11 protein-coding genes and 1 pseudogene are annotated in these 12,394 nt (G+C 41.5%); all 12 read right to left on the bottom strand.

Annotated features, from left to right (window positions below):
* Window positions 1-173: 173 nt before the first annotated feature.
* Window positions 174-473: a YxcD family protein gene (locus tag AC3ISB_RS06795; RefSeq protein ID WP_098371236.1), complete on the bottom strand. Its 300-nt coding sequence runs from the start codon at window positions 471-473 to the stop codon at window positions 174-176.
* Window positions 461-895 (bottom strand): hypothetical protein, encoded by a 435-nt coding sequence (locus tag AC3ISB_RS06790; protein ID WP_144550299.1) that lies wholly within the window; start codon window positions 893-895, stop codon window positions 461-463. The genes AC3ISB_RS06795 and AC3ISB_RS06790 overlap by 13 nt, the downstream gene beginning before the upstream one ends.
* 200 nt (window positions 896-1,095) lie before the next feature.
* Window positions 1,096-2,490, bottom strand: a complete 1,395-nt coding sequence (locus AC3ISB_RS06785; RefSeq protein ID WP_489275888.1) for a C40 family peptidase — start codon at window positions 2,488-2,490, stop codon at window positions 1,096-1,098.
* 523 nt (window positions 2,491-3,013) lie between these two features.
* Window positions 3,014-4,078 (bottom strand): sulfate/molybdate ABC transporter ATP-binding protein, encoded by a 1,065-nt coding sequence (locus AC3ISB_RS06780; protein WP_141992498.1) that lies wholly within the window; start codon window positions 4,076-4,078, stop codon window positions 3,014-3,016.
* 10 nt (window positions 4,079-4,088) lie between these two features.
* Window positions 4,089-4,973 carry a sulfate ABC transporter permease subunit CysW gene (cysW, locus tag AC3ISB_RS06775; protein WP_144550064.1) on the bottom strand — a complete coding sequence of 295 codons (885 nt, stop codon included), beginning with the start codon at window positions 4,971-4,973 and terminating at the stop codon, window positions 4,089-4,091.
* A gap of 11 nt (window positions 4,974-4,984) precedes the next feature.
* Entirely contained in the window at window positions 4,985-5,824 is an 840-nt protein-coding gene (gene cysT / locus AC3ISB_RS06770) for a sulfate ABC transporter permease subunit CysT (protein WP_098371239.1), read from the bottom strand.
* A gap of 70 nt (window positions 5,825-5,894) precedes the next feature.
* Window positions 5,895-6,923, bottom strand: a complete 1,029-nt coding sequence (locus AC3ISB_RS06765; protein ID WP_489275885.1) for a sulfate ABC transporter substrate-binding protein — start codon at window positions 6,921-6,923, stop codon at window positions 5,895-5,897.
* Window positions 6,924-7,196: 273 nt separating this feature from the next.
* Window positions 7,197-7,850, bottom strand: a complete 654-nt coding sequence (gene nadD, locus AC3ISB_RS06760; RefSeq protein ID WP_098371241.1) for a nicotinate (nicotinamide) nucleotide adenylyltransferase — start codon at window positions 7,848-7,850, stop codon at window positions 7,197-7,199.
* 465 nt (window positions 7,851-8,315) lie between these two features.
* On the bottom strand, window positions 8,316-9,161 hold the full coding sequence (kynA, locus tag AC3ISB_RS06755) for a tryptophan 2,3-dioxygenase (RefSeq protein WP_098371242.1): 846 nt from the start codon (window positions 9,159-9,161) through the stop codon (window positions 8,316-8,318).
* A 17-nt stretch (window positions 9,162-9,178) separates the two neighbouring features.
* Window positions 9,179-10,528, bottom strand: a complete 1,350-nt coding sequence (locus tag AC3ISB_RS06750; RefSeq protein WP_141992500.1) for an amino acid permease — start codon at window positions 10,526-10,528, stop codon at window positions 9,179-9,181.
* A 114-nt stretch (window positions 10,529-10,642) separates the two neighbouring features.
* A pseudogene (locus AC3ISB_RS06745) lies at window positions 10,643-10,813 on the bottom strand (kynureninase); the annotation flags it as partial.
* Between the two features lie 32 nt (window positions 10,814-10,845).
* Window positions 10,846-12,360 (bottom strand): carboxylesterase/lipase family protein, encoded by a 1,515-nt coding sequence (locus tag AC3ISB_RS06740; protein WP_144526982.1) that lies wholly within the window; start codon window positions 12,358-12,360, stop codon window positions 10,846-10,848.
* Between the last annotated feature and the right edge of the window lie 34 nt (window positions 12,361-12,394).

Below are 12,394 nucleotides of genomic sequence, written 5' to 3'. Positions count from 1 at the left end.
TGCAACAAATGGAAAATATATATTTCTGAGTTTAAAATAAGTGTTGGTAATCTATGATTTTGCTTAGTTCGTTTTACTATTTTTCTATCTCTTTTATCCTTTTCCTCCGCACAGATCGACTTGTGCCTTATTAAATAAAAAAAAGGGATGCCGTTTACGGCATCCTCTTTTACTTATCTATTACTTTCACTTACTAAAGCCACTATGCCTTCTTCATCATCCAATACAAGTTCAATACCCGAGTATGGATCTTTATTCATATATTCATCCAGCCATAAGCGAAGCGCTTCTATCAAGTTGATGGTAATTAACACTTGTTTCCGGCCATCGACGAACGCTTCCGCCGAAAAGCCATAATCATCATCAAACATTAACTCCACTTCTACCTCATTGGGTTGTACCTGCTTTTTACGAGCAATGTAAACACAAACCGCATTGATGATATCTTGTTCGGAAATCTTTAGCCTCTCCATGGGTTTGTATCCTCTTTCTTCTTCTTATCTTTGAAATATGTGAATATTTTACGGATTACAACGATTAATACAACGACCGCTAACACGTTGATTAATAGACCAAGTATAGAACCAAGGGCTCCCATATTGGCGAATAGGCTACCAAAAAGTAAACCTGCCAGTCCACCTAGCATAATTCCTTTCATTAAGCCGCCTTTTGAGAATGTATTTCCACTCTTGGCTTTATTAGCAGTAGTAGCATCTGACTTCTTCGTTTCTTTATTTTGGAAGTTAGAATTATTATTGTTGTTGCTGTTAAAGCTTCTTTTTCCGGACTTGTATCCCCTTGCATCGACTGACTCCGTATGATCCTGGAATACATAAGTGCCGACTGGCGAGAATGCTAGTGTAATCGTAAGTAATGCAGCCATAAATTTTTTCATCATGTTTTTTTGCCTCCGTTTAATAGTATGGAATGTTGTTTCATTATATCTTTACCCAGATTACTGAAAGTCCACATCACCTATCCTTGTTTAATCTTATAGTATTTACGTTTAATTTCAAAATAAGTTTCATTTTTTTTCGATTTTTTTCAAAAAAAAATAAGCAGGGGCATTTACTCCCCTGCTTACTTAAAGAACGATTAGTTTACACGAACGACACGTCCGTTGAAAACACCTGCCCAATATCCGCTTTCCATATTGGCGATTGCAACACCTGTTGAACTTTGGGAACCGATAAATTTGCCGCCTCCGACATAAATACCGACATGCCCATCAGTTTTATAGGTATTGAAAAATACTAAATCTCCAGGTTGTATTTGACTCTTGGATACTTGACGTCCTGCATTTTTCAATGCATCCGTACTGGCTGGAAGGTTCACACCAGCTTGTTTATAAGCCCATGCAACGAATCCTGAACAATCGAAAAGACCGTTAGCGATATCGGATGCCGTTCTTCCGCCACCAAATTTATATGTGGAGTTACCGATATATTTATAACCTGCTGTAATTGCAGAGCCTGTATTTGCACTGCTAGGCTTGCTTGATGTTTCAGTTTTACTGGCTGCAGGCTTACTAGCTGCTGCAGGTTTATCAGCAGAACTGTTTTTAGATGAATTAGATGATGATTCACCTTTAGACGAACCAGATGCTGACGATTCAGCTTTAGAAGCACTTGATGATTCTTTACTAGATGAACTTGATGTTCCTTCACTAGAAGAATTAGAAGAATTCACTTCTTCAGCAGCACGGTCAAGATCTGCTTTTTCTGCTGCTTTACGTTCTTCCTCTTTTTTGATATTTTCACGAATGGACGCAATTTGTGCTTCTAAACCTGCATCCTTATTCTCTAAAGATTGTTTTAGGGCCGCTGTTTCCGACTCTTTCTCTTCAATCTTAGCCTTCATATTGACAGTTTCAGCTTTTTGATCTTTAATTTGGGATTGCATGCCTTTAAGCTCTACTTCCATATCCTTTAGGCTTTGCAATTTTTTCTCAACAGTCGCTTGTTTTTTTTCTAAGTCAGCTTTATCCGCTTCCTGTTCTTTAAGAATCTGTTGGTCAGCTTCCACGATAGTGGCTACCGCTCCAACACGATTAACGAATTCACCAAAGCTTTTAGAACCTAAAACAACTTCTAGGTACTCAACGTCCCCGCCGCTCTCTTGGAATGAAAGCGCGCGCTCTTTCAAGACTTCCTCGCGTTTTGCGATTCTTTCTTCCAACGCTTTAATTTCTTTCTTTAAAGAATCTATGTCTTTTTCGGTGTCTTTAATTTCTTGTTTAGTATCTTTGATTTTTTGGTCATTTTCTTTCATTGCCGATTCTATCTGGGCAATTTGGGCATTCATCTTCGTTTGTTCTTTTTTCAATTCCTGTATAACTTGTTCTGCCTCTGAAATATCTGATTGTATTCCTGTGCGTTGTGATTGAATATCCGAGATAGATTCAGCTTTTACAGACGGTATGGCAAAAGCGCTTCCTAATCCAAGCATAATTGTCGTGTTCAATACGATAAGTTTTTTCTTCAAACTCATTTCCCCTGCTTTCCTCCCCTTGCATTTCCATCGACCCACTTCTTTTTCTCTATGAAAAATGATTAGTCAAAATAAATTGCTGGGAACTCTTCTCTATTTTTTTTACTCTTTATGTAATCTTCAAGGTTGTGATTATATTAAATACATTTCTTAAACTCTACTATGTTTTCATCTAATTCGTAGTATATCATCAGATTTTGTCAAATGCGTAATAACAATATTACAATTATATTTCAATTTTAACATTAACCATAAAAATTCGACTTTTTCCCGTGATAAATCATCCAATATCTTACATAACACTCTTCTTATTTTGATGCAAGACTTTTTATCTAGTGTTTAGCACAATGTGACCATAGACTATTGACGGGTAAAAACTCACCATTTCCGAATGCAAGGAAGCCCTTTTGCAACAGATTGCAGTTTATTTACCTTTCGTACAGGAAGGTCCTGCTGTCAGCATCATTAAAAAAATTAAAAAAAACCGCTCTTAGCGGTTTTTCCGTCAATATTCGACTCATTTTTAAATCCCAGCCATAAAGTCGACAAAAACTCTCAATTCTTTTGGGCGGACATATACCCTTTCCCCTTTGCTTATTCCCAGATTCAAATATTGTTCTTTCGTCAGTTCGATTTCCAGCGGTTCGTTTGTATCCTGACGAATGACTTCTATCCGGACGATGGGGCCAATTGTATGGATATGGTCAATGATGGATGCAATCGAGTCCTTTTCCGATGGTTCTCTTTCTATGATAAAGTTATGATTCCTTACATAACCAGTGCCCATTCCATCTTCAATGTCCGGGGCATTCATTTCCACATTCCCAGTTACCAATTTCCCTTTATGGACGTTGCCCTTAAATAGATTGACACTGCCGAGAAAATCATAAACAAAGGGATTTTCAGGATGATCATATACTTCTTCCGGGGTTCCAATCTGTTCAATTTTCCCTTCATTCATGATTACGACCCGATCAGCAACATCCATCGCCTCTTCTTGATCATGCGTCACGAACACACTCGTAACATTGAATTCATCGTGAAGCCTTCTTAGCCAACGCCTAAGTTCCTTGCGAACCTTGGCATCCAATGCCCCGAATGGTTCATCAAGCAAAAGGATATTCGGTTCAACCGCAAGGGCCCTTGCCAATGCGACACGCTGCCGCTGGCCGCCTGATAATTGGGATGGATAACGATCTTTATATCCTTCCAACTTGACAAGCTGAAGCAATTCGGTAACTTTTTGTTCAATACCTTTTTTACTGGGCCTTATTTTTCTAGGGCGGACCTTTAATCCGTAGGCGATGTTATCAAAAATCGTCATATTTCGAAAAAGGGCGTAATGCTGAAAGACGAAACCCACATTTCGATCTTTTACATGTTTATGCGTATAATTCTCTTCATTGAAGAGAATCTTGCCGTTCTCTGCTTGTTCGAGACCGGCGATGATACGCAGTAATGACGTTTTTCCCGATCCGGAAGGGCCAAGGAGGGCTACGAGTTCACCGCTCTTTATTTCCAAATTGATGTTTTGGAGTGCTTGATAGGACCCGTAATATTTTGTAACATTTTCAATGATGATACTCATTTCATTCCTCCTAACTCGCTTTGGTTGATTTAAAGTCCGTTTTCCATTCTATGAAACTTTTAATGATCAAGGTCATGATTGCAAAGATGGACATCAGGGATGCAACGGCAAAAGCAGCCGAAAATTGATATTCATTGTATAAGATTTCAATATGAAGCGGCATCGTATTGGTCATGCCCCTTATATGGCCCGATACGACCGATACAGCCCCAAACTCACCGATTGTCCTTGCATTACAAAGGATGACTCCATATAGAAGTCCCCACTTTATATTTGGAAGCGTCACATACCAAAATGTCTTAAACCCTCCAGCACCCAGCGTGAGTGAAGCCTCTTCTTCAGACGTCCCCTGACTTTGCATGAGCGGGATCAATTCGCGTGCAATGAATGGGAAGGTGATGAAAATGGAGGCGATGACAATCCCAGGTATTGAAAAAATCACTTTAATGTCAAAGGATTGCAACAGTGGACCAAGTGTTCCATGTAAGCCAAACAGAAGGACAAAAATCAACCCAGCAATGACGGGTGAAACGGAAAAAGGCAAATCTATCAGTGTTATTAAGAAGTTTTTTCCCTTGAAATCATATTTTGTTATGGTCCACGCAGCCACAACCCCGAATATGGCATTAAGTGGCAAGGTAATGAGGACGACGATCAATGTTAACTTAATCGCAGCCAAGGAATCAGGATGGACAATGGCGGCAAAATAAGCTTCTGCACCTTTTTCAAAAGCCTTTACAAAGATTGCGATTAATGGGACAACTAAAAACAAAGTCAAAAATAGCAAAACAATGGAGATAAGGACCCATTGTATGGATTTAGGCTCTTTTGTTGCGTTTCTCGTAATACTGACTGGGTGCTTCGTTTTAGCAACCACTGAATTACCATGTTCCATCATATCCCCTCCTACTTCCCTGAATATCTTTTGCCGGTCCACCATTGTAAGATATTGATGGTGAACAAAATTATAAATGTAATAATGAGCATGACGGCCGCAACAGCTGTTGCCCCTTCATAATCATATTGTTCAAGCTTTGTCATGATGATCAGCGGGGAAATCTCCGTTTTAAACGGCATATTTCCGGCAATGAAGACAACGGACCCATACTCTCCAAGTGCCCTCGCAAACGAAAGTGCAAAACCCGTCAATATCGCTGGAATCAATTCCGGGAAGATAATTTTAATGAATGTCTGCATTCGATTCGCCCCTAAAGAAGCAGACGCTTCTTCCATCCCTTTTTCAATATTTTCAAGCACCGGTTGAACCATCCGCACCACGAATGGAAGACCGATAAATATTAGGGCGATGATGATCCCGGCAGGAGTGAAAGCGATTTTAAAGCCGAAAAATTGTCCGATCCATCCGTTCGGTGAGTATAAGGTGGTCAAAGTAATTCCTGCCACGGCAGTCGGGAGGGCAAAAGGCAAATCCACCAGTCCATCGATGATCCGTTTGCCGGGAAACTCATAACGAGTAAGCACCCAGGCAATTAACACGCCAAAAACTGCGTTCACAAAGGCCGCAGTTAACGCTGTCATGAAACTCAATTTATACGAAGCAACAACCCTCGGCTCAGTTATGGTCGCCCAAAAGTCCTGAAGCCCCATTGAAAATGTGTTTAGAAAAACCATGGATAACGGGATCAAGACGATGATGGAGAGATACAGCAACGTAAAACCCATCGTCAACCCAAAACCTGGTATGGTCCTCTTTTTCGTCTGTTTACCTTCTGTCACTATATTCATAGCTTCGCCTCAGCTCTTTTTCCGATTTATGAAGGAGAAGGTGATAAAGCCATCTTCTCCTTCATGCTTATTACTGTTGATAAATCTCGTCAAATGTACCGCCATCATTAAAATGTGTTTCCTGGGCCTTTTTCCAACCGCCAAACGTATCTTCAACAGTCACCATATCGATTTTTGCAAATTGGTCTTCGTATTCAGCGAGAACCTTCTCATCCCTTGGACGATAGAAGTTTTTCGCGGCAATTTCCTGACCGACATCCGTATATAGGTATTCCAGGTAAGCTTCAGCCACTTCCTTTGTTCCTTTTTTCTCGACCACTTCATCGACAACAGCTACCGGTGGCTCTGCTAATATACTGATGGAAGGATTGACGATTTCATATTTGTCATCACCGAATTCTTCCAGTGTTAAATAGGCTTCATTCTCCCAAGCGATAAGTACGTCACCAATTCCCCTTTCTACAAAAGTGGTGGTTGCACCGCGGGCCCCTGAATCCAGGACTTCAACATTCTGATAAAGTTTTTTCATGAAATCCTTCACTTTTGTTTCGTCATTATCGAAATTCTTCTCTGCATAAGCCCAGGCAGCCAGGTAATTCCACCTTGCCCCTCCGCTTGTCTTCGGATTTGGTGTTATGACGGATACATCCTTTTTAATAAGATCATCCCAATCTTTAATGCCTTTAGGGTTATCTTTTTTCACCAAAAACACAATCGTTGATGTGTATGGTGTCGAGTTTTCCGGTAAACGTTTTTGCCAATCCTTCGCTAATAGGTTACTTGCTTCATAAATGGCATCAATATCATAAGCCAATGCCAATGTAACGACATCCGCCTCCAATCCATCAATAACGGCCCTGCCCTGTTTACCAGATCCGCCATGTGATTGTTGAATCGTTACATCCTGACCGGATTCTTCTTTCCAGTGCTTCACGAATGCTTCATTGAATTCCTGGTACAATTCCCGTGTCGGATCATATGACACATTCAAAAGCTCGACTGACTTTGATGCCCCTTCCCCTTCCGTTTTTTCCGAGTTGCATCCTGCAAGTACACCGAAGACTAAAATCAAACATGTCAATACCATCAATTTTTTCATGGAATCCCCCCTGTTTTTTGCTACAAAAAAAGCACACTACCTCCCTTTTTATTTTTATTCAAGGAGATAGTATGCCTTCAGTTCTCTGATCAGCAAATATTCTGAATTTATTTATCATTAACATAAAGCAAAGTATACCAAGTTGTCAACTGTGTTTTATAAATAAACATGTCCTTTTATTTAAATAATTACGTGTAGAAAGTTAAAGTATTTCCCAAACGAAAAGGGCTCGATCCAACGGGGAGATCGAGCCCTTTAATACCTGGCCAACTCTCATGAATTTGATGCTTTTTGATACAGCTTATTGTCCACGATATACTTATAACACTGATCAGGCAGTAAATATCTTGGTTCCCCGCCCATCGCGAATTCATCCCTTATATATGTAGAACTGATTTCCATGGAGAGGCCTTTATCTATAAGGTGAAATGTATTGCCGTCATCATAATTCCTTAGCAATGGACTTTTGGATATGATTTTCAGCATATCTATCCCATCCCGCGCCATGACGATGAATTTATGATTGGCAATCAATTTTTCCCTGAATTTCCATCGTAAGTGTAACGGTAACTCCTGATTATCAATATCTTCAAGTAAATCTGCACCCATTATGAAAAAAACTTCGTCCTTTGGAAATCGTGATTTAAAATGTTCCATCGTATACCAAGTATATTGTTTACTCGTTCCGGCGCGTTCATTAATTTCATAATCACTAACTTCGAATAGCGGGTTGCCCCCTATTGCCAGCTTGAGCATTTCCCAACGGTGTTCATTGCTCGTTTTCATCTGTTTATCGATACGGCCATTTGCGCAAGGTAAAAAAATCACTTTGTCTAGCTTTGCACGATGCGCAATGGTCGATGCTGTCCATAAATGCACATTCGTGACCGGATCGAAGGAAGATCCATAAACTCCAATTTTGCCCATCCTTATCTCCCCCATCTGCTTTTATTTTTCCAAGCGGCCCTGACCGGACTCCCTTCCCCGGCTTCTTATGCAACCGGCAATGCAGCCAAATCGTACAGTCCAGGCTCCAGTACGTCAATGACCAGCCCTTCCATTGACCTGTTGCCAGCAACAACCGCCGGGCCCCCTGTATGCCTTCAAAATCTTTAATGCCAATGCTTTCAGCTGCATCCACCTTTACTACAGTAGCAGTGCCAATATATAAATATGATTTCTTTCCATTTCCATCAAAATGAAAGGGGTCATCAATTTGAGTTCCTAATGTGTACTCATCCGGATTTCCCCTACATTGACAGCTGCCCCTTCAGCCATTGGTGAATTCAGCCGATATGAATATTGCGTATCTCCTGGCCTATGCTGTATTTTCATTCAGGCTCTGAAAATATCTAACCACGGATCCATGTATATCTCCCGCCCATTCCAAGCTTAAAGTTTGGTCCTTAAAGTCCAAAGCTCAGGAAAAAATGGCTGTTCGACCACTTTCTTCAGATAACTTACACCGGACGATCCGCCAGTTCCCTTTTTATTACCGATGATCCGTTCGACGGTGCTCATATGATTGAATCTCCAGAATTGTTGTTGACTTCCAATATCAACGAGCTTTTCGGCCAACTCATACAAATCCCAGTATTTATGCACATCACGGTAAACTGTCAGCCACGCGTTTTCAACACTTGCATTTTCCTGATAAATTACAGACCAATCCCTGTTACGGACCGATTGATCAATGGGAAGCCCTCTTGCAGCCAAAGCCCCTATAGCCGCATCATAAATACTAGGTTTATTCAAGGCTGCCATCATCGACTCATAAAGCTCGGGCTTGTGACGGAAAACGGCCAATATATGCGAATTCTTTTGACCCATTGCAAATTCTATCAACCTGTTCTGAAATGATTGAAACCCTGAAGAGTTTCCTAGTTTCTCCCGGAATTCCATATAATCGGATGGCGTCAAAGTCGAAAGCACATTCCAGGATTGAACAAGTTGCTGCTGGATCCTGGCCACTCTGGATAGCATCTTAAAGGAAGGCTCCAATCGTCCTGCCTCAATAAGGGCTGTTGCTGCAGTCAATTCATGGAGGATCAATTTCATCCATAATTCACTTGTTTGGTGAATGATGATGAACAACATTTCATCGTGATGACCGGAAAGCCGATGCTGACTTGATAATATTTGATTTAAATGCAGGTAGTCCTCATAGGACATATCTTTTTCAAAATCAGTTACCATACTTTCTTCCAAACGATGTTCATCTCTTGGACCCTTATCCATACTATCCCTCTTTCCCTTTACATTCTTTTGATTTTCGACATCAATACATAAACGATGCAAAGAAAGATCAGCCAAGGAACACCGAACTGGAGCACAATTTTAAACGGGCCAGTGAACCAGGTGGATACCGTCAAAGCAAACAAAAGAATTGCACCAAGAATCGTTAGATATGGAAATCCGTACATTTTAACCGGTAATTTGCGTCCCCCTGATTTCTCCCACCGCTTCCTGAAAAATAAGTGGGAAATGAACACCATGAACCAGGTAAAAATGGCTCCGAACATCGATATCCCCATCATGAATGCATATGAAGTATCTGGAAGCAGGACCTTTACTCCTGCAGCAAGAAATATGCCCAAAGTAGATATGAGAAGGGCCATTACCGGGACTCCTTTATTGCTCACTTTTTGAAATAGGGCTGGAGCCTGCTTCTGCTCGGATAATGAAAATATCATTCTGGTGGAGGCATATAATTGACTGTTCATTGCAGATATTGCAGCGGTTAAAATAATGAAATTCATGATCCCCGATGCCCCGGGAATATTCAGGATTTCCATTACCCTAACAAATGGGCTTTTATCAATACCGGCCGATTGCCAGGGAACAATCATTAACATGATCCCGATTGTCAGTACATAAAAAGTGGCAAGCCGGAAGACAGTTGCCTTCAAAGCTTTAGGGACGGCAATATCCGGATCCTTCGCTTCTCCCGCCGTCACCGCAATCAACTCAGTTCCTAAAAAGCTGAAGAGAGAAATGAATATGGCGACCCAGAGCCCCCAAAAACCGAAAGGCATAAAACCGCCATCATTAGCAAAGTTCTCAACACCGATCCCGCTTGAAGGTTCGGCGCCAATCACCACGTAGGCGCCCAGTAGTATGAATATGACAATGGCGCTGATTTTGATCATGGAAAATACATACTCAAAATTCCCGAATGTATTGACACTCGTCGCATTTACATAGATTAGCAGTGCAGCAAACAGGAAGATCCAAACGCTCCCAGGTACATCCGGGAACCAATATTTCATGTAAACAGCGATGGCACTCACTTCGACACCAATGGCAAGGACATTCGCTATCCAATATGAATATCTCACAACAAATCCCGCAAATGGACTTATATATTTTTCAGCAATGGTTCCAAAGGATCCCGATGTTGGATGGGCTACAGTCATTTCCGCCAAACAGCCCATCAGTAGCAGGACAATGAATGCACCAATTGCATAGCTGATAAGTACACTTGGACCTGCCGTAGAAATCGCAAGGCCGCTCCCCAAAAATAATCCGGTGCCAATTGCACACCCCATTGCAATCATTGTGATTTGACTCGATGATAATTCACGATGCAGCTTATTTTTCTCCATATGTTGCTCCCATTCTAGGCAATGATTCCCCTTTTATTTTCATAGTTTTCATATAATCTGCCGGGCGGCCCCTTCCGTCCAGCCGTCTATTCCATACCTTTTCCAATCTTCCTAAGACTTCATTAAACTTTTCTCAGCCCGCTTCGATAAAAGTCCCAATGAGTTGCCATCCATATAAATCATCCCTGGGTTCAAATAGAACTCCTCTCTGTAAGAAACCAATGGATCTTCCTGATCCAAAGTTTTCGCATAATCTTTCGTTGACATGAAATTATTGATATCCATGTTCTCCCCGCTTACTTCCCATCCACTATTTTTCACTTGTAAATCCCTACCCCTTCCCATGCCAACCTTATCATTCTGTCAGGGTCTTTTTCAATATAATCCTTTTTATCAAAAATCATGGTGTAGTGGTTGGTTTCATCATATTTCGGCCAAATTTCACCTTCCGGGGGATTGGGGTTTCCATGTTTCGCAAAGTTGACCCAGTGGCCCTGCATTCTATGGGAAACCTTTAGGGCAGCTGACCTTGAACCAAATGAAGTAATCCGTTTCCCAAATGCCGAGTCGAAAGTCTGGAAGGCAAAAGGGATTTCCATACCATGCGTCGCCCCTAATTTACTTATGCGCATTGCCGCCGTTTTATAATCAAAACGGTACATCCAAGTTTTTTCAAAGCGGCTGTATGCCTCTGCATACCAAACCGAGGGAATATGGAAAGTCGCATCACGGCCAATGCCAAGCACAGCTTTCTTTTCTGGGTAGTTTATATAAGCATTCGTAATTCGCTCTTTCGCCTCTGGATCTGTATTTTCGAACATTTTATGAATCATTGCCGCATTAGTTGGGATTAAAGGGGGATCCATCTGTTCGAATAATGTCGCTTCGTCCCTATTTGTTCCTATAAGCAAGGATATTCCCTTTGCTTTTCCGGATCGAATTGAATCTAGTGGATAATCGGGCAGGAAGTCACCATCTACGACAGGTCCAAATGATAGTGAGCCCGGCATGGCTTGTGAGTTTTCCCGTAAGAGTTTGTAGGAGGCCGCGACAATCTCTTGAACTGGAAGTGTTTTTAACCGATGGATTTCATTCTTTTCAATGTCCAATATCTCAAGGAACCTTTCACTGAATTGGCGCGCAAATCCTTTTCCGTAAACAGATGTCGGAGCGGGACTTTCTGCAATGGCCTGTTTAAAAAGACCTCTCGCTGATGGAACAGTAAGTAAAGTCGTAACCGCATTGCCTCCAGCTGATTCACCAAATATCGTAACATTATCAGGGTCGCCGCCAAACGCTTCTATATTCTCTTTAACCCATTTAAGAGACGCAACTTGATCACGTAAACCTAAATTGGTTTCAAATATTTCCCCATCACCTGCAAACTCGGTAAAATCCAGATATCCCAGTGCCCCCAGCCTATAGTTGATGCTTACTACGACTACATCTCCATTTTTAGCCAGTAAATGTCCATTGTACATATCAATGGATCCAGCTCCCGTTATATATGCTCCACCAGGAATCCAGACCATGACCGGGCGTTTTTTATCATCAGCTCTAGGTGACCAAATATTCAGGAACAAACAATCCTCATCCATTTTTTCATTTCCGGCCATTCCTGTTCTTACCGCCCGATCCATCGGCTGCGGGGGAATGGGACCAAAATCCACTGCATCCATGACACCGCTCCACTTATCAACTGGCTCCGGTGAGCGGAAACGCAGACCATCAATCGGAGCTTTCGCATACCTGACTCCACGCCATACGCATATATCGTTTTCCATAGTACCTTGAAGATGTCCTTTTACCGTCGTAACTATTGATCCAATCATTCCCTTTCACCTCTTCATATAGTAGTAGATATTT

Source organism: Peribacillus sp. GL_122 (assembly GCF_057835005.1).
This window is presented reverse-complemented; position numbering and strand designations above follow the sequence as displayed.